Genomic DNA, 18384 nt, shown 5'->3' with positions numbered 1-18384 from the left:
GCGGCGCCTTCAGTGCTGCGCTCTTGCCCAACAGGTTGATATCGAGTTAACCTCGCTTTCAGTTGATTTGCTTTTGCGACACGCCGGTAGAAACTCTGCCGGAGGCATGACGCCACGTCAGTCGCCGCCGGCATTCCGGCCTGCCCCTTGACCTTATTCCGAGACCCTGTCGATGACCGTTAAGATTACCAGCGCGGCCGCGGTGAATGCGCTTGCGGTGCTGCGCAGCATCAACAAAGAAGCCAGCCAGACCCAGCAGCAAGTGTCCTCGGGATACCGTATCGAGACGGCCGCCGACGATGCGTCCTACTGGTCGGTCGCGACCGTCATGCGCTCGGACAGCACCAATCTCGGGACGATCGGTGATGCGCTCGGTCTCGGGGCTGCCAAGGTGGACGCGACCTATACGGCGATGAATTCGGCGATCGATCTGATGGGCCAGATCCGCGCCAAGCTGGTCGCCGCAAGAGAGCCGGGCACCGACAAGGACAAGATCAATGCCGAGATCGGCGAATACAAGGAGCAGCTGCAGACGATCGTCGAGTCGACCTCGTTTGCCGGTGAGAACTGGCTGCTGAACGGCAATACAACAGCACCCCCGACATGGTCTGTCATCTCAAGCTTCGTGCGCGCCCCGACCGGCGAGTATCAGGCCCGGACCATCGATTTCCCATCGTCGCAGACCATTCTCATCGACAAGAACAATGCGAGCGGCGGCCTGTTCACCAAGGCGGTCGATGCCAATGCGGTCAACAACAGTGGCGCGACGGCGCGCAACTACTACCTGCTGAACGCCAACTCGACCACGCCGGCGACGGGGACGGAAATAGCGATCAGCAATACCACGACCGATGCGCAACTTACAGACATGCTTGATGTGACTGAATCGCTGCTCGCCACGCTGACGACGACAGCCGCATCCATCGGCGTGATGAAGACGCGCATCGACGATCAGATAGACTATACGGCCGATCTCTCCGATTCGATCGACAAGAGCGTCGGTGCGCTCGTCGATACCGACATGGACGAGGCTTCGATCCGGCAGAAGGCGATCGAAACCCAGAAGCAGATGGCCGTCGAAGCGATTTCGATCCTCAATACGGCGTCGAGCAAGATTCTGATTCTGCTGGAATAAAGGCGGGCGCGATCGCGGATGGCGGCGCCATTCATCCTCGCGCAAGTTTGACTTCCTAGTTTCCGGCATGAAGGCATCGTCCGAATTCGTGCCGGCGCAAGGTGAAGCCCTTGCCCGTTCGAAGCGGCATGCCGGTGCGCAAGGTCATTTTGAGCGGGGGTGGATATGCTGCATGTCTCCCGAATACTGGATGGTTTTTTATGAGCATTACGCTTTCCCGGTATTTGAAGGATTTCGGTGAACCGGAACCCTCAGCGCCGATCATCGAGATGGACGATTTCGGCAGCGACGGTTTTCCCGAAATGCCGAGCGAACCGGCAATCGACGTCGAGCAGGAGCGCCGCGATGCCTATGCGCAAGGGCATGCCGCAGCCACCGCTGATCTGACCGAGAAATACGAACTCGAGGCGCAGACACTGGCCGAGGTTCATGCGCGTGAGCTCGAGGAGCTGAAGCTTCGCTACGAAGTCGAGGCGGCGGCGGTCATTGCCTCCCGCATCCGCGATATCGCCGAAGAGGTCGCGCAGCTCGTCAGTGCCGGCGCCGCCGCGGCGATCGCGCCCGTTATGGCCGAAGCGCTCGCTGCCAGGGCCACCGAGAGCCTCGCCGTCCTGCTGCGCGACGCGATCATCGAGGGGGCCGCCGGACCGATCGTCGTCCGCGGGCCGACCCGGCTTTTCGAACTATTGACGGCCGAACTCGGCGAACATGCCGGGGCGGTTCGACACATTGAGACTGACGATATCGATCTTGCCGTCGAAATCGGCGAATCCGTCATCGTCACCCGCATGTCCGCCTGGGCAGCCAGCTTGAAGAAAGTTCTCGAATGAGCGAAGGCGAAAACCACCACCACGGCAAGAACGAGATCATCATCGTCAAGAGACATGGCGGTGGCGATCACGATGGCGCCCATGGCGGTGCGTGGAAAATTGCCTATGCCGACTTCATGACGGCGATGATGGCGTTCTTCCTGGTCATGTGGCTGGTCAATGCCGCCAACGAGGAAACCAAGGCCTCGGTCGCGACCTATTTCAATCCGATCAAGCTCTCCGACGAAAAGCCGACCGAGAAGGGGCTGAAGAAGCCCGTCGACAACGCCGAAGGCGAGGAGAAGCAGGAGAAGTCGAAACAGAAGGAAGAAAATCCGAACGACGGCAAGGCCTCGGCGGACGGTGACGACCAGACATCGACATCAGGCGACCAGACCAATTATTCCGAGGCCGATTTCTTCGAAAATCCCTATTCGGTTCTGGCCGAAATCGCCCAGGAAGTCGGCCAGCAGGCCAATGTCAGCGCCAAGGGTGATGGTGGTGCCGCCGATTCCGGTCCGGCCACCGGCGCCGATGGCGGCGAGGCCTATCGTGATCCCTTCGATCCGGACTTCTGGACGAAGCAGGTGGAGGTCACGACAGCCGGCAAGTCCGCGCCTCCCGGCAAGAACGACGAGCAGGCGGCCGAGAGCGGGGCAACCGAGGTCGCCAAGGTCGAGGATATGAAGCCGATACCGCTGACCACCGATCAGAAGGCCGCTGCCCAGGAAACCAAGGAAAACAAGAGCGCGACCGAGGCCAAGGACGGCAAGGCGCCGGATGACAAGAAGTCCGGCGACAAGAAGGCTGATGACAGGAAGGCTGGCGACAAGAAGGCCGAAGCGCAGAAGGACGCCGACCATCAGCAGGATGCGGACAAGAACGCATCGGAAACCGAGCAGCAGCAGAAGCAAGCCGAACAGCTGCAGGAGCAGATCGCCCAGCAGATCGGCGGCGTTGCCGGCAAACTTGCCGAAGGCCTGACGGTGACGGCATCCGAAGGCGGATTGCTGGTCAGCATCTCCGACCAGAGCGACGATTCGATGTTCAATATCGGTTCCGCGGTTCCCCGCCAGGAGATGGTGCTCGCCATGGAAAAGATCGGCGCCATTCTGAAGGAGAGGGGTGGCGCGGTCGCCATCCGCGGCCACACGGACGGGCGCCAGTATAAGGGCACGCAGAACGAGAACTGGCGGCTTTCGATGGATCGCGCCCAGAGCGCCTACTACATGCTCGTGCGCGGCGGACTCGACGAGAAGCGCATCTCCCAGGTCTCGGGCTTTGCCGACCGTCGGCTGAAGCTGCCGGACGACCCGTTCAACGCGACCAACCGTCGGATCGAGATTCTGGTGCAGGCGGATCGAGGATAACAGGATGGCGCGTCGGCAGCATCGCTATGTCGGATTTGTGGCCCTCGGCCTGGCGATGCTGTCGCCGGCCGCAGGCAAGGCGCAGGATCCGGACGATCTTGCGCCGTACAAGATGCTGCGGTCGCTGCAGTTCGTGCAGGATTCCGTCGTCTCCGGCGATCATTCGGCCGGTGAGATGCAGCGCTTCATGCTGGGCACGATCGACGAGCGGCTGCGCACCGTCGACACGTCGGTCTTCGATGACGACCGCAATGTCGATGCCGCGCTGATCTACGCGATGAGCGGCGGCAATCCGCAGACGCTCGAATATCTGATCGCTCACGACGTCAACGGCTATTTCGACAATCGTGTCACCGATGTCCTTAGAAAATATCTGAGCGGCAAGGGACTGCTCGTCGCCAAGACACTGGAGGAGACGGCCAGGGAATACCGAGACAAGAAGATCGGCCCCTACCTTGCGTTGATCGGCGGCAACGTGCTGATCGCGACGAAACCGACGGACGCGCTGGATCTCTACGACCAGGCGCGCCTTGCCGCACCCGGCACGATCGTCGAGGAAGCCGCGTTGCGCCGCTCGGTCGCCATCTGCGTCGACAAGGGGATGCTCGACAGGGGCATGGCCTATTCGCAGCGCTATGTCAGGCGTTTCCTGCATTCGCCCTATGCCAGTCAGTTCGCCGATCTTTTCGTGACGCTCGTCGTCGGCCATGATCACGCGGTGAAGCCGCAGGAAGTCATCGACATTCTGTCCTTCATGGACGCGCCGCGCCAGCGCGAGGTCTATCTGCGCATCGCCCGCGCTGCCGCGATATCAGGCAAGACCGAGCTGGCGCACATGGCGGTCGAGCGTGTGCAGTCGCTTGGCGCCGGCACCGACAATGCCTTCGGTCCGCTGGCGGATTTCTATGGCGGCATGGCCGGCCTTACCACAGAGGATATCGACCGGGCGGCGAAGAATGTCAGCGGCATCGCCGGCAACGCGCTGTCGCCGCGGGATCAGGCGCTGCAGGAAGCGGCGCGATCGGTCGCCGAGCAGATCCTGCGCGCTCCCGACCCGGCAAGCCTGACGCAAGCCTCGGACCCTAACACTTCCAATCAAGAAATCACTTCTGAAAAGGCTGCGGCTATAGCTCCGCAACCGGGAGCGCCAGGCGCGCTTCCCGAGCCTGTTCCGGGAGGTGTGGCATCGACTGGCCAGAGCCAGGATACCGACCCCTCATTCAACGCATTTGTGACGACCAATCGGTCCAAGCTCGACGAGATCGACGGTCTTCTGGCGCAGGAAGGCAACGAACAATGATGGATATGAGCGTCTTGGGCGCCGCCGCCGGCGCGGAGTCCGCCGCGGCTGCGAAATCTGCGCGGCCGATGGGTAAGGACGACGCTGGCGGCCAAAAGAACGGCTTCTCCGACGCCCTTGCCAAGGCAAGCAGCGGGGACGCCAATGACGCGGCCAGCGATGCGCAGCCGGATCAGGACGTGGTTGTCGATGCCGGCGCCGAGAACATGGCGCGGACGATCCGCAGCCGCAGCGGCGCAAAGCCGTTGATCGATCTCAGCGACGCCGCGTTGAAGGCGCAGGCTGAAGCGCAGCCGGAAACCATCGCCAATACAGAAAAAGCCGCGGCAAAGCCTGGAAAGGCTGCGGTCAAAATGCCGGCGGATCTTGCCTTGAGCAAGCCCGATGCGAAAGACCGCTCGGCCGAGGAGGTCGTTCAGGCAGCCAAAGGCGGCAAGCACGCCAAGGCCGAGGCGTTGGAAACCGATACCGGCAAGGACAGTGGCGATGAGGACGGGGCCATTTCCGATGTCCTGGGCCTGCTGAAGCAGGATCTCGCCGACGGCGCGGTCGCTTTGTCAGCGGCAGCAGGCGCCCATTCATCCGCCAAAGCCGATGAGGTCAAGCCGGCCGACAAGAAGATCGAGGGCATCGAAGCCAAGGCAGGCGGCCATGCGTCCGACGCCCTGGCGGCCGTCACCGGCGTCGAGAGTGGCAAGACCGACGATGTCAAGGTTCCCGGATCGGAGAATGCCGAAGCCACTGAGGGTAGAACATTCAGGCTCAGCCGTGCCGATGGCCGTGGCGTGTCGATGGATGTTCATCTCGGCACCGAAGAGGCCGGGCCTAAGGACGGCGGGAAGAAGGCCAATGTCGAAAACATCTCGGTGCTCGAATCACGCCGTTATATCGGCCTGGCGCAGAATTCGAATTCGGCCGCCGTCACCGCCGCTCTCTCTGGCGATTCTGAATGGGCGCGCGCCATGGAACCGAGCTCGGCGCTCTCCAACGCGGCGGAATGGACGAGCACCGGCAAGGTGGTCAATACGCTGAAGATCCAGATGAACCCGCTCGATCTCGGCATGGTGACGGCGACCATGCGTCTGTCCGGCGACGCCCTGAACGTCGACCTCAAGGTCGAAACCGGCGCGGCCTATCGTCAGATGAAGGAAGATCACGGCAAGATTCTCGAAGCTCTGCGCAGCCAGGGCTATGCGGTCGACAACGTCACCATCAGCATGGCGCCGGTCGAGCGCAGCGATGCCGGCAACCAGGCAGGCAGCCAAAGCCAGGCCTCCCAGCAGCAGTCGCTGCCCCAGCAGGGGCAAGGCGGCGAGGCGCGCGAGCGTCACAATCAGACGGCACAGCGGGCGGATGGAGGCTTCAATGGCGCAGGTGAGACCGGTATTGAAGACGTTTCTGCTGGCCGCAGCGGCGGCACTGGCGGTGTTTACCTCTGAGGCGAAAGCCTCCACGGGCGCCTGCGAACGCGAAATCCAGTCGGCCGCTGCCAAATACGGCATCCCTGAGGGCATCCTCTATTCGGTCGGCCTGACGGAGACCGGCCGCAAGGGCTCGCTCTATCCCTATGCGATGAACGTCGAAGGCAAGGCGATCTTTCCGCCCTCCGAGCAGGACGCCATGAGGCAGTTCGATGTCGCCCGCAGCAGCGGCGCCAAGCTCATCGACATCGGCTGCATGCAGATCAACCACTACTATCATGGCGAAAATTTCGGCTCGGCCGAGGATATGTTCGACCCGCATCGCAACGTCGAATATGCGGCAAAATTCCTCCGCAACCTGCATGATCGTCACGAGACATGGACGATGGCGGTAGCCAGATACCATGCAGGCCCCAACAACGACCCCGCGCAGAAGCAATATGTCTGCCGCGTCATCGCCAATCTGGTCGCCACCGGCTACGGCAAGTGGACTCCCAATGCGAGTAACTTTTGCCAAAAATGATTCAACCAAAGATGGAAGTCGTCTATTGTGACGAAACTGTGTCACAATATGGCAGGAATCCGGCACAAATCCCCTGCGCAAGTCATAATTAAGGGTCCGTTAACTTTTCCACGAAATTTTGGTGTGCATAAATAGCTGGACCCACTAGATATAGATCAAATCGCTACCCAGATCTTAATCAATTATTAGTTTCTGCCATTAACTTTAACGAGTTGTCGCCGATTCGTGCGATTCGTACCCATAGATCATCGAAGTGCCACACTGATTCGGAGGCGGACGAATGATCGTCGTGGTTGATGAGCGTGAGCTCGTGAAAGATGGATACACATCTCTGTTTGGCCGTGAGGGCATTCCCTCCACCGGCTTTGATCCGACGGAATTCGGTGAGTGGGTCCAGACCGCTGCCGATTCTGATATTGCGGCAGTCGAGGCCTTCCTGATCGGTCAGGGCCAGCGCAGCCTCGAACTCCCCCGGGCGATCCGGGATCGGTCGATGGCGCCGGTGATTGCGGTCAGCGACCAGCCCTCGCTCGAAAACACCCTTGCACTGTTCGATTGCGGCGTCGACGACGTGGTGCGCAAACCGGTGCATCCCCGCGAAATCCTTGCAAGGGCGGCTGCGATCCGGCGCCGGCTGAAGGCGATCGCCAACTACACCGAAATCGGCGGGATCCGCGTCTTCTCGGACGGTCGTGACCCCGAGATCAACGGCGAAGTCTTCGCGCTTCCCCGGCGCGAGCGCCGCATCCTCGAATATTTGATCGCCAATCGCGGTCGCCGGGTCACCAAGACCCAGATCTTCAACGCCATCTACGGCATCTTCGATGAAGAGGTCGAGGAAAACGTCGTCGAAAGCCATATCTCGAAGCTGCGCAAGAAGCTGCGCAAAAAGCTCGGCGTCGATCCGGTCGATTCCAAGCGCTTCCTTGGCTACTGCATCGATTGGGCCTGATTTTCTCGGCCGGGCGGCGGCGCCCGGCTGAACCTCGATATTGGCCTCGCAGCCCGCCATGACAGACAGCTTCACGCAAGGCCCGACAAATACTCTCGAGTTTAACAGGTAAAACGAGGTTTTCAGATGAGCATTTTCGGCAGCATGAAGACGGCAGTCTCGGGGATGAACGCGCAGGCGAACCGCCTCAGCACCGTTTCCGACAACATCGCCAACGTCAACACGACCGGCTACAAGGCCGTGTCGACGAGCTTCTCGTCGCTGGTCCTGCCTTCCTCGGGCGGCAACTACAATTCCGGCGGTGTTCAGACCTCCGTCCGCCAGGCCGTCTCCGATCAGGGCGACATCTCCTACACTACCTCGACCACCGACCTCGCGATCTCGGGCGACGGCTTCTTCATCGTCCAGGGCGCCGACGGCACGCCGGTCCTGACCCGCGCCGGCGACTTCACGAAGGACGACGAAGGTAATCTCGTTAACGCCGCCGGCTTCGGCCTGATGGGCTATTCCTACAACTCCGGTTCTCCCGCTGTCGTCGTAAACGGCTTTGACGGCCTCGTTCCCGTCAACGTCAACCAGGAAGGCCTGACCGCCATCGCCTCGACCTCAGGCGTCTTCAAGGGCAACCTCGATTCCAACGCTAACGTTGCTCCGGTCGCTCCTGCGACGCTTCCGAGCGACAACGGCGCTACCGGCACCCCGACAACCGATACCAAGAAGTTCTCGATGGTCGCCTACGACACGCTCGGCAACAAGGTGATGTACGACTTCTACTTCACGAAGACCTCGGTTACGACACCGCCGCCGGCAACCGGTACCGCCAGCACCTGGGAGGTTGCGATCTTCCGCAACGCCGATGCGGCGACCGGCGGCACGACCTCTTTCCCCTACACCACGGCCGGCGGCGCCGTCGCCACGACCACGCTGGACTTTGACTCCACCGGCAAGATCACCAACTCTACCGGTTCCGCTACTATCGTCGACCCGGTGACCGGCTTGTCGATCGACATGGATCTCTCAGGCTTCACCCAGCTTGGCGCGGCCTTTGCCGGCACCGGCACGCCGAACGGCCAGGCCGCCAGCCCGGTCAAGGACGTCACGATCGACGGCGACGGCATCGTCTACGCCAAGTATGAAGACGGCAGCACCAAGCCGCTCTACCGCATTCCACTCGCCAATGTCGCAAGCCCCGACAAGCTGACCCTGATGAGCGGCAACGTCTACAGCGCCAACGGCCAGTCGGGCGTCACCGTCACCGGCTTTCCGCAGACCAACGGCCTCGGCACGATCAAATCGGGCGCTCTCGAAGGTTCGAATGTCGATCTCGCCGGCGAGCTGACCGAGATGATCGAATCACAGCGCAGCTATACCGCCAATTCCAAGGTCTTCCAGACGGGGTCCGACATCATGGACGTCCTCGTCAACCTCAAGAGATAAGCAGGGTAACGGGTAAGCTATGTCGCTCACATCCGCACTTAATACCGCGCAGGGAATATTCAACAATACCGGCACGCAGAGCAGCGTCGTATCGAACAATATCTCGAATGCGGGCAATAAAGATTACGTGCGCCGGCAGGCGATGCTCACCACGTCCTTGAACGGCGCGCAGGTCGTCAAGATCGACCGGGCACAGGAAGATGCCCTGCTGCGCCAGTACCTGAAGACCTCCTCGCAAGACAGCGCCCAACAGGCATTGCTGGGGGGTCTCGAAGATCTCAAGTCGATCATGGGTGGCAACGACTACGAAACGTCGCCATCCACCTATCTCAGTGTTTTTCAGCAGAAGCTTCAGGCCTTCCGCACGACGCCGGGCAGCACCGTCGCTGCCCAGGGCGCCATCACCGCCGCCCAGGACGTCGCGAATTCGCTGAACAATGCATCGACTTCCGTTCAGGACGTTCGCGCCACCGCCGACAAGCAGATCGCCACCGACGTCGATAAGCTGAATACGCTCCTCAGCGACTTCGAGAAGGCCAACAACGCCGTGAAGACCGCCACGGCCTCGGGCGCGGATGCCTCAGGTGCTCTCGACGAACGCGAGAAGGCTCTCAAGCAGATTTCGCAGATTGTCGGCGTCAACGCGACGACGCGTGACAACAACGACATGGTGCTGAGCACGTCCGACGGGACGATCCTTTTCGAGACGGTTCCGCGCAAGGTGACGTTCAAGTCTCAGGATGTTTACAACGCCACGGTAACTGGCAATTCGGTCTATATCGACGGTGTGGCGCTGCCACGCGGCAGCGGGTCGACGACGACGGCACAGGGAAGCCTCCAGTCGCTCCTGCAGGTCCGTGACGAGATCGCTCCCAACTTCCAGAAGCAGCTCGACGAAATCGCCCGCGGCCTGGTCTCGCTCTTCAAGGAGCAGAGCACGTCGGGCACCCCGGCATATGTGCCCGGTCTCTTCACCTGGAGCGGCGGCACGGTCGATACCGGTACCACCGCGGTTGCCGGCATGGCCTCGACCATCACCGTCAGCAGCCGCGTGATCACCGCGCAGGGTGGCGATCCGATGCGCCTGCGCGATGGCGGCGTCAACGCCGGCGGGGTGGTCAACAATCCTACCCACCTCAGCGGCTATACGACGGACCTCGATCGCCTCTATACGGCGCTGGGCTCCGACATCGATTTCGACCCCGCAGTTGGAACGACGACCGGCTTCGACGCGACGACGGGCATCGATTCCAATGTCAGCATCATGGAATACGCCACCAATTCCCTCGGCTGGCTCGAGCAGTACCGCAGCAATGCCACGACCGCGGCGGAAAATAGCTCGGCGGCGCTGTCGCGCTCCGACGAAGCCTATTCCAATGAAACCGGCGTCAACCTCGACGAGGAGCTGACGCTGCTCCTTGACATAGAGCAGTCCTACAAGGCGGCGACGAAGATCCTGAATGCCGTCGATGAAATGCTGAAGTCATTGCTGGATATTGCGAGTTAAGCCATGAAGAGCTCATTTATTTCAAGTTCGGCCATTCAGAATGCGATGCGACTGACGATCCGTCAGGGGCAGAACCAGATGACCAAGGCGACGATGGAAGCAACGACGGGCGTCTATGCGGATATCGGCGTCTCACTCGGCGGCAATGCCGCAAGAAGCGTCGACTTCACCCGCGAGACCGACCGGATCGACTCGATCAAAGCAAGCAATTCGCTCGTCACCGCCCGCATGGAATCCTCCCAGCTTGGCCTTTCGAAGATGAAGGACGTCGGCGACGGCCTCGTTTCGAAGCTGACCGCGCTCCAGGGCAGCCACGATCCCGGCAGCGTCACCGTCGCCATCCAGTCGGCGACCAGCGCGCTGTCCACGATGATGGACACGGCCAATACCATGGTGAACGGCGAATATCTGTTCTCCGGCATCAACACCGACGTGCAGCCGCTGACCGACAAGACAACGGCGACGAGTGCTGCCATCGTCACGGCACTGAACAGTTATGCAGCCGGTCTCGCCCCCCCGAAGGCGGTCAGCGCTCTCACAGGCGCCGAGATGGAAACCTTCATCACGGGGACGGTGGAACCGATGTTCAGCCAGGCAAACTGGACCAATGCAACGACCGGCTGGTCGCAGGCATCGAGCCAGAACATGACGAGCCGCATCAGCAATTCCGAAGTGATCGAATCCTCGACCAACGCCAATTCCGAAGGCATGCGCTACATGGCGCTCGCCTCGGTGATGACCTCGGCTCTGCTCGGCCAGAACCTCAGCAGCGATGCAATGACAGCGGTGTCCAAGCAGGCCATCAGCTACACCACCAAGGCGACCAGCGGCCTGGTGACCCAGGCAAGCCAGCTCGGCCTTTCCCAGGAGCGCGTCAAGAAGTCCAACGACGCCCTCGACGCCCAGTCGAACATCATCAAGAACAAGCTGGTCGATCTCCAGGGCGTCGATCCCTACGAGGCATCGACCCTCGTCAAGACTTTGGAAACGCAGCTTGAAACGGCTTACACGATCGTCTCGAAGATCCAGCAGTTGAGTCTCGTAAACTACCTTTGATGAGCAAAGGCGCGCAAGATTAAGAAGGATGCATGAATGTATCAGTTCTCTTATGCCGAAGTCATGCAGGACTCGGTGGCCGACGCGAAAGAGCGGGAATGGCAGGTTCTTGACCGGTCCATAGATCTGCTGTCGTTGGCGCGCGACAAGGAAAAATACGGCCGGGAAGCCATCGAAGCCCTGTTTTATACGCGCCGGGTGTGGATCAGCTTCATCGAGGATCTGAAACATCCCGACAACCAGCTGGAGATCGAGCTCAGGGCCAATCTCATCTCGATCGCGATCTGGATATTGAAGGAGTGCGACAGAATCCGAAAACGTCTGTCGAATAACTATCAGGGCATCATCGACGTTACCACCATCATCAGGGATGGACTTAAATGAAAAGTACACTTCGCATTTCTCTGAAAGCCGGAGAAAGAATCTTCATCAACGGCGCCGTCCTGCGTGTCGACCGCAAGGTCGCGCTGGAATTCCTGAATGATGTGACGTTCCTTCTCGAAAACCACGTCCTCCAGCCGGAAGGCGCCACCACGCCGCTGCGTCAGCTCTATTTCATCGCGCAGATGATCCTCATCAATCCCGAGGGCAAGGACCACTCGACGGCGATGTTCCGCAAGTCGATCACCATGCTGCTCACCTGCTTCAAAAACGAGGAAATTCTCGCCGAACTGAAGCGCATCGATGCGCTCGTCTCGACCGGCCGTGCTTTCGATGCGTTGAAGGCGATCCGCGGCCTCTACGCGATCGAAGACAATATCCTCAACAACCACGAGATGCCGCCGACGATGGTCGAGCAGATTCGCAGGGAGATCGCACCATGGCGGTAGATGCAACATCGAGTGTGACCTCAACGGGCACGACAAGCACGACAAGTTCCGCCCAGCAGAAAGCGACGCTGAACTACGACAATTTCCTTCAGCTGCTCATCGCGCAGATGAAGAACCAGGATCCGACCGATCCGGTCGACGCCAGCGAGCAGATGTCACAGCTGGCAAGCTTCTCGCAGGTCGAACAGACGATCCAGACCAACACCAAGCTGGATACGCTGCTGTCAAGCTCGAGCCTCACCCAGGCCAGCAGCTACGTCGGCAAATACATGGAAAGCGCCGACGGCACCGTCAAAGGCACCATCGAATCCGTCAAGGTTTATTCCGACGGCATCATTGCGACGACCACGGATGGCGGTAAGATACTCGTGCAGGCGGGAATCACCGTTGCTGACAAGGCGCCGACCACGACCAGCGACAGCAGCAGTAGCTGATACCGCGGCGCCGACGCGCCTGTGACACCAATCAATAGCGGCCCGGCCTCGGCGGGGCTGCTTCAAGGCGATATGAGGTTGCCTTCAGATGAATGAAGCTGATGCATTGGATCTGTTCCAGGCCGCGATCTGGACCGTCCTGATTGCTGCCGGTCCCGCCGTCATCGCCGCGATGGTGGTGGGTCTCATCATCGCCTTGATACAGGCGCTGACCCAGGTGCAGGAAGCGACGCTGACCTTCGTGCCGAAGATCGTCGCGGTGCTGATCACCGTCGGCGTCACCGCCCCCTTCGTCGGCTCGCAGGTCTCGATTTTCACCAATCTGGTCTTCTCGCGCATCCAGTCCGGCTTCTAGAGCAATTCCAGCAAAAGTGCGCAGCGGTTTTGCCAGACAAAGCGCAAAGCGCTTTTGCCGGGGATTGCGTGGAAACAAAGCTAAGAGCGGTTCTGCGCTTCGATGAAAAGCTGAACCACTCTGAGCCACCTTCGCGCAAGCTTCGCCATTTAACTCTCGATCCGAATTGGGCGGACCGAGTCCGCCTCCTCTCATGAAGAGACGGAACTGTTATGGCGCAACCACCTGCACTCCCCCTTCCGAAAGTCGCCCCGAGCCTGCGCGATATCGGTTTTGCCCTCGGCATCATCGGCATCATCTGCATTCTCTTCCTGCCGATCCCGCCATTCCTGATCGACATGGGACTGGCCTTCTCGATCGCCTTCTCGGTGCTGATCCTGATGGTCGCGCTGTGGATCCAGAAACCGCTCGATTTCTCGTCCTTCCCGACCATTCTGCTGATCGCGACGATGACCCGGCTGGCGCTGAACATCGCGACGACGCGCGTCATCCTGTCCCACGGCAATGAAGGCCACGATGCGGCCGGCGGCGTCATCGCCGGTTTCGCAAGCCTGGTGATGTCGGGCGACTTCGTCATCGGTCTGATCGTCTTCCTGATTCTCATCACCATCAACTTCATCGTCATCACCAAGGGCGCCACGCGTATCGCCGAAGTCGGCGCGCGCTTCACCCTCGATGCCATCCCCGGCAAGCAGATGTCGATCGACGCCGATCTTTCGGCCGGCATCATCGATGAAAGGGAAGCCCAGCGCCGGCGCCGGGAACTCGAAGAGGAAAGCTCCTTCTTCGGTGCGATGGACGGTGCCTCGAAATTCGTGCGCGGCGATGCCGTCGCCGGCCTGATCATCACCGCCATCAACGTCTTCGGCGGCATCATCATCGGCTATTTCCGCCACGGCATGCCGATCGGCGAAGCAGCCGACGTCTTCGTCAAGCTCTCCGTCGGCGACGGCCTCGTCTCGCAGATGCCGGCCCTCATCGTCTCGCTCGCCGCCGGCCTCCTCGTCTCGCGCGGCGGCACCACCGGCTCCACCGACCAGGCTGTCGTCAACCAGTTGAGCGGTTATCCCCGCGCGCTCTCGGTCTCGGCCGTACTGATGTTCGTCCTGGCCTTGATGCCGGGCCTGCCATTCGTCCCCTTCGTGATCCTCGGCAGTCTTCTCGCCTTCGGCGCCTGGTTCATCCCGCGTCAGGTCGAGGCTGAAAACAAGCTTCGCCGCGAGCAGGAGGAAAAGAAGGTCGTCCAGAACAAGGAGCTGGAAAAGGATTCGGTCAAGTCGGTGCTGCGCACCTCCGAGATCGAGCTCGCACTCGGCAAGATGGTCTCGACCCGCCTGCTCGGCGCCCACCAGGAACTCGCCTTCCGCGTCGGCAAGATGCGCAAGAAGTTCGCCACGCAATACGGTTTCGTCGTGCCCGAGATCAAGGTCACCGACGATATCGCCATCGCCGAGAAGTCCTACCAGATCCGCATTCACGGCACGACGGTCGCCTCCAATCTGCTGCGCGTCGGCGAAGTTCTCGTCGTTACCGGCGCCGGCCGCCGGCCGAGCATCCCCGGCGACGAAATCCGCGAACCCGCTTTCGGCATGCCGGCCGTCTCGATCCTCGAAAACTTCGCCGACGACCTGAAACGCGAGGGCTTCCAGCCGATCGACAATGTTTCCGTCGTGCTGACCCATATGAGCGAGGTCATCCGCAACAACCTGCCGCAGCTTCTGTCCTATAAGGACGTCAAGGTGCTGATCGACCGGCTCGACCCGGAATACAAGAAGCTCGCCGACGAGATCTGCTCGTCGCACATGTCCTATTCGGGTCTGCAGGCGGTGCTCAAGCTGCTGTTGGCCGAACGCGTCTCGATCCGCAACCTGCACCTCATCCTCGAAGCGGTGGCCGAACTCGCCCCGCATGTCAGGAAGACCGAGCAGATCGTCGAGCATGTCCGCATCCGCATGGCCCAGCAGCTTTGCGGCGACCTCGCCGACAATGGCGTGTTGCGCGTGCTGAGGTTGGGCAGCAAATGGGATCTCGCTTTCCACCAGGCGCTGAAGCGTGACACCAAGGGCGAGGTGATCGAATTCGACATCGATCCGCGCAGCCTGGAGGAGTTCAGCGAACAGGCCACCAAAGTTATCCGTGAGTTCATGGATCGCGGCCTGCCATTCGCACTTGTCACCTCGCCGGAAACACGCTCCTATGTGCGCATGATCATCGAACGGCTGTTCGCCACGCTGCCGGTCCTGTCGCATGTCGAACTGGCCAAGGGCATCGAGATAAAGATTTTGGGCTCTATTTCATGATAACAGACCCGCAAGGGACCGTTCTCGCGCTGTTCCTGGTTTTCTGCCGGATCGGTGGCTGTGTGCTGGCTCTTCCGGGTTTTTCCTCGGCGCGCGTGCCCGAACAGTTGCGCGTCTTCATCGCCGTCGCACTCTCGATCGCCGTCGTGCCGCTGCTCTGGGATACTGTCTATCCGGCCGTTCACACCGGTTCCGGAACCTATATCGGCCTGATCTTCAGCGAATCGCTGATCGGTGTGATGTACGGCATGCTGGCGAGGATCTACACGCTCGGCATGCAGTTCGCCGCCTCGATCCTTGCCACGATGGTCGGCTATACCCAGCCGGGCTCGGCCGACATCGTCGAAGATTCGCCGGAGACCAGCCTTTCCGCCTTTATCACCTTTGCCGGCATCATGATCCTCTTCATCATGGATTTCCATCACATCGTCTTCCGCGCGCTGATCGATTCCTACACGACCATGCCCTTCGGCGGCCTGATGCAGATGCGCGCGACGCTGATCTCCTTTACCGACACGCTGGAGCAGACCACCTACATCATGCTGCGGCTGTCGAGTCCGTTTTTGATCTACGGCCTGATCTTCAACGTCTCGATCGGCTTCATCAACAAGCTGGCGCCGCAGATCCCGGTCTACTTCATCTCCACGCCCTATCTGCTGATGGGCGGGCTCTTCCTGATCTATTTCTCGATTGCGGCGTTGGTCAGCCAGTTCGGCCAGTCCTTCGGCTCAATCTATATCGGGCGTTGAGACGATGGTCGAAAAGAACCGCTCCCAGAAGCTCAAACGACTGCTCTCGGTGCAGCGGCATATCGAAAGGATGGCCGAGAACGATCTGGCCGAAACCAGCCGCCAGCGCGTCGAGGTCAATGCGCAGATGGACGACGTCATCGTCGCGCTCGGTTCCATGGACCCGGTCCATCACGCTTTCTCGCAAAATTACGCCGACCGATTCGGCAGGCTCTCCATCAAGGACCTGCAGCTGACCGGCATGCAGCAGGTCCACGAAATGCGGCTGGCGCGTGAGCGCGCCAAGGGTGACCGGTTCGAAGAAGGCATGAAAGAAGCCCTCGAGGCCGAGCGCCGCGAGGCCGACGACAATGCCGTCTACGATGTCATCGATCAGCAATTCGCAACGCCAGCCTCCAGCAAGCTTCGAAACCCATAGTCGTTACGATCTTAAATTAGAGGATTGTAACGTGGCTATTTCGCCCCCCAGTGATCTGGTCCTGGACGTTGTCAAAGCTGCCGACCCCATGGAGGTTCAGGCGGCCCAGGAAAAATTGAAGGCAAATCGTGCGGCCTTTGCCGCAACGAGCCTCGCCGAGAACGGCAAGGGCTTCTCCACTACGGTCGATGTTCTCGATCATATCGGCCAGAAAAGCGGCCTCAACAACATCCAGAACCGCACCAAGGCCGAGGAAGTGCCGGAAAGCTACCGGAAGTTCGAGGCCATGGTTCTGCAGAATTTCGTCAAGTCCATGCTGCCGAGCGAAAGCGAGGACGTCTACGGCAAGGGCGCCACCGGCGATATCTGGAAAGGCATGATGGCCGAACAGCTCGGCAACACCATGGCCAAGGGCGACGGCATCGGCATCGCCAAGCAGATGTACAGCGAGCAGCTGCGCCGGCAGGAAGGCAAGATCGTCAATGCCTCGACCGATAACGATGACCGCAACACTGCGCTCAGCATGATCGACGACTTCCAGCGCAAGACATTCGGCACGCCGACCGCCGAAGCCAAGACCGATAGAACAGGATGATTTCAGGCCCCTTGGCCTGAAATCTGAATCCGCTTCTCAATTGAAGAGTTAGAGCATGCTGCGATCCGAAACCGCGCACAGTTTTCGGCATCATGCTCCAAGCGACGCATAACCGAGGGTACAATGGAAATAGTTTCGAACGAATACAGGATCAAATCCGTTCTCGGACGCCTCGAAATGATCATCGACAATGAGAACACCCGGATCGGCAGCGATCCGCAGTTCGATCTCAAGGTCTCCAATGCGCATAAGAGCCGCTGCCTCTATGAGCTGTCGATGCTGTTCCGCGACACCGATCCGGCCGAGCTTGCCGCTGCTCATCTCGATCAGCTGCATGGGCTGAAGAAGAAGCTGGTTCTCAATGCCCGTCGGGTCGAGGCGCATCTCGAAGCGGTTCGCGCTGTCGCCGACCTGCTGAAGAACGCCGTTCAGGACGCCGATGCCGACGGCACCTATTCCCAGGAACAATTCGCCGCGCGTGGAAACTGATGATCAAGCTCGTCCTTACCGGTGTCTGGGTTTGCGCCATCACCTTGGCTTCGGTCTATTTCTCGGTGTATCTGGCGACCGCGCCGGAGCCTGCGGCCACTGATTCCAAGCAGAGCGCGCTCGAACTGGTGAAGGGCGAAACGATCACCGTCCCCATCATCGGTGACGGCGCGATCACCGGCTACTTCCTCGGCCGCGTTTCCTTCATGATGAACAAGGAGATGCTGAAGGGCGTCACGCTGCCGCTGGCCGAGATGACCACGGACGAGCTTTTCAGCCTGCTCGTCGGCAACAAGATGGTCGATATCGCCCATATCAAATCCTTCGATCCGAAGGTCTTCCGCGAAGAGATCAAGAAGGGCATGAACGAGCGTCTCGGCGGCGACTATGTCGCCGAGGTGATGCTGGAGCAGCTCGACTATCTCTCCAAGGAAGACGTCAAGGAAAGCTCCGCCGGGCAGCCGAAGAAAGTGGGCACACCCGTCAAGATCGTCGAGACCGCACCGGCCGGCGAAGCGCCGGCGCCGGCCGCCCACTAATATTCAGAATAGCATCGACGAAAACGGCGCCGCAAGGCGCCGTTTTTCGTTAAAGCATGTCGCGCAAAAGCGCGAAGCGCTTTTGCCGCAAAGACATGCGTAAAAACAAAGAACTAAAGCGCAAGGAGCGAATCCAAAAGATCGCGACGCGCTTTAGCGCACGTG

Annotated in this window: 20 protein-coding genes; all 20 read left to right on the top strand. The window is 60.3% G+C overall.

All coding sequences use genetic code 11. The features are described from left to right. The first annotated feature begins 172 nt into the window (after window positions 1–172). The 20 genes from QMO80_RS09450 to QMO80_RS09355 all read left to right on the top strand — a co-directional run bounded on the left by QMO80_RS09450 (window position 173) and on the right by QMO80_RS09355 (window position 18219). Complete coding sequence (locus QMO80_RS09450) at window positions 173–1135, top strand: flagellin (protein ID WP_283199825.1); 963 nt, start codon at window positions 173–175, stop codon at window positions 1133–1135. Between the two features lie 200 nt (window positions 1136–1335). After that, entirely contained in the window at window positions 1336–1965 is a 630-nt protein-coding gene (locus QMO80_RS09445; protein WP_283199824.1) for a hypothetical protein, read from the top strand. Then, a complete protein-coding gene (locus tag QMO80_RS09440; RefSeq protein ID WP_283199823.1) occupies window positions 1962–3314 on the top strand; it encodes a MotB family protein in 1353 nt (450 codons plus the stop codon). Before QMO80_RS09445 ends, QMO80_RS09440 begins: the two co-directional genes overlap by 4 nt. 4 nt (window positions 3315–3318) lie before the next feature. Next, on the top strand, window positions 3319–4614 hold the full coding sequence (motC, locus tag QMO80_RS09435) for a chemotaxis protein MotC (RefSeq protein WP_283199822.1): 1296 nt from the start codon (window positions 3319–3321) through the stop codon (window positions 4612–4614). Further along, window positions 4611–6053 carry a flagellar hook-length control protein FliK gene (locus tag QMO80_RS09430; RefSeq protein WP_283199821.1) on the top strand — a complete coding sequence of 481 codons (1443 nt, stop codon included), beginning with the start codon at window positions 4611–4613 and terminating at the stop codon, window positions 6051–6053. The genes motC and QMO80_RS09430 overlap by 4 nt, the downstream gene beginning before the upstream one ends. Next, window positions 6001–6558, top strand: a complete 558-nt coding sequence (locus tag QMO80_RS09425) for a lytic transglycosylase domain-containing protein (protein ID WP_283200152.1) — start codon at window positions 6001–6003, stop codon at window positions 6556–6558. The genes QMO80_RS09430 and QMO80_RS09425 overlap by 53 nt, the downstream gene beginning before the upstream one ends. A gap of 280 nt (window positions 6559–6838) precedes the next feature. After that, window positions 6839–7510 (top strand): transcriptional activator Rem, encoded by a 672-nt coding sequence (locus QMO80_RS09420; RefSeq protein WP_049733072.1) that lies wholly within the window; start codon window positions 6839–6841, stop codon window positions 7508–7510. 126 nt (window positions 7511–7636) lie between these two features. Continuing rightward, window positions 7637–8947, top strand: coding sequence for a flagellar hook protein FlgE (locus tag QMO80_RS09415; protein WP_283199820.1), 1311 nt, complete (start codon window positions 7637–7639; stop codon window positions 8945–8947). 19 nt (window positions 8948–8966) lie between these two features. Beyond that, a complete protein-coding gene (flgK, locus tag QMO80_RS09410) occupies window positions 8967–10454 on the top strand; it encodes a flagellar hook-associated protein FlgK (RefSeq protein WP_283199819.1) in 1488 nt (495 codons plus the stop codon). 3 nt (window positions 10455–10457) lie between these two features. After that, window positions 10458–11510, top strand: a complete 1053-nt coding sequence (locus tag QMO80_RS09405) for a flagellar hook-associated family protein (RefSeq protein ID WP_283199818.1) — start codon at window positions 10458–10460, stop codon at window positions 11508–11510. 36 nt (window positions 11511–11546) lie between these two features. Continuing rightward, window positions 11547–11894: a flagellar biosynthesis regulator FlaF gene (gene flaF / locus QMO80_RS09400; RefSeq protein ID WP_003570294.1), complete on the top strand. Its 348-nt coding sequence runs from the start codon at window positions 11547–11549 to the stop codon at window positions 11892–11894. Then, entirely contained in the window at window positions 11891–12340 is a 450-nt protein-coding gene (flbT, locus tag QMO80_RS09395) for a flagellar biosynthesis repressor FlbT (RefSeq protein WP_003570292.1), read from the top strand. The genes flaF and flbT overlap by 4 nt, the downstream gene beginning before the upstream one ends. Next, window positions 12331–12774, top strand: coding sequence for a flagellar hook assembly protein FlgD (flgD, locus tag QMO80_RS09390; protein ID WP_283199817.1), 444 nt, complete (start codon window positions 12331–12333; stop codon window positions 12772–12774). Before flbT ends, flgD begins: the two co-directional genes overlap by 10 nt. A gap of 88 nt (window positions 12775–12862) precedes the next feature. Then, entirely contained in the window at window positions 12863–13129 is a 267-nt protein-coding gene (fliQ, locus tag QMO80_RS09385) for a flagellar biosynthesis protein FliQ (protein ID WP_012556617.1), read from the top strand. 212 nt (window positions 13130–13341) lie between these two features. Continuing rightward, the gene (gene flhA, locus QMO80_RS09380; protein ID WP_283199816.1) at window positions 13342–15429 is read left to right on the top strand and encodes a flagellar biosynthesis protein FlhA; all 2088 of its coding nucleotides are present in this window, start codon (window positions 13342–13344) and stop codon (window positions 15427–15429) included. Beyond that, entirely contained in the window at window positions 15426–16178 is a 753-nt protein-coding gene (locus tag QMO80_RS09375; protein ID WP_283199815.1) for a flagellar biosynthetic protein FliR, read from the top strand. The genes flhA and QMO80_RS09375 overlap by 4 nt, the downstream gene beginning before the upstream one ends. A gap of 4 nt (window positions 16179–16182) precedes the next feature. Then, window positions 16183–16596: a hypothetical protein gene (locus QMO80_RS09370; RefSeq protein ID WP_283199814.1), complete on the top strand. Its 414-nt coding sequence runs from the start codon at window positions 16183–16185 to the stop codon at window positions 16594–16596. 31 nt (window positions 16597–16627) lie between these two features. Further along, window positions 16628–17191: a rod-binding protein gene (locus tag QMO80_RS09365; RefSeq protein ID WP_283199813.1), complete on the top strand. Its 564-nt coding sequence runs from the start codon at window positions 16628–16630 to the stop codon at window positions 17189–17191. 123 nt (window positions 17192–17314) lie between these two features. Beyond that, window positions 17315–17680: a hypothetical protein gene (locus tag QMO80_RS09360; RefSeq protein ID WP_003570277.1), complete on the top strand. Its 366-nt coding sequence runs from the start codon at window positions 17315–17317 to the stop codon at window positions 17678–17680. Further along, window positions 17680–18219 carry a hypothetical protein gene (locus tag QMO80_RS09355; RefSeq protein WP_283199812.1) on the top strand — a complete coding sequence of 180 codons (540 nt, stop codon included), beginning with the start codon at window positions 17680–17682 and terminating at the stop codon, window positions 18217–18219. Before QMO80_RS09360 ends, QMO80_RS09355 begins: the two co-directional genes overlap by 1 nt. Window positions 18220–18384 lie beyond the last annotated feature (165 nt).

Source organism: Rhizobium sp. BT03, assembly GCF_030053155.1.
GTDB lineage: Bacteria > Pseudomonadota > Alphaproteobacteria > Rhizobiales > Rhizobiaceae > Rhizobium.
The sequence above is the reverse complement of the archived record's forward strand: the minus strand, read 5'-3'. Positions and strand labels throughout refer to the sequence as shown.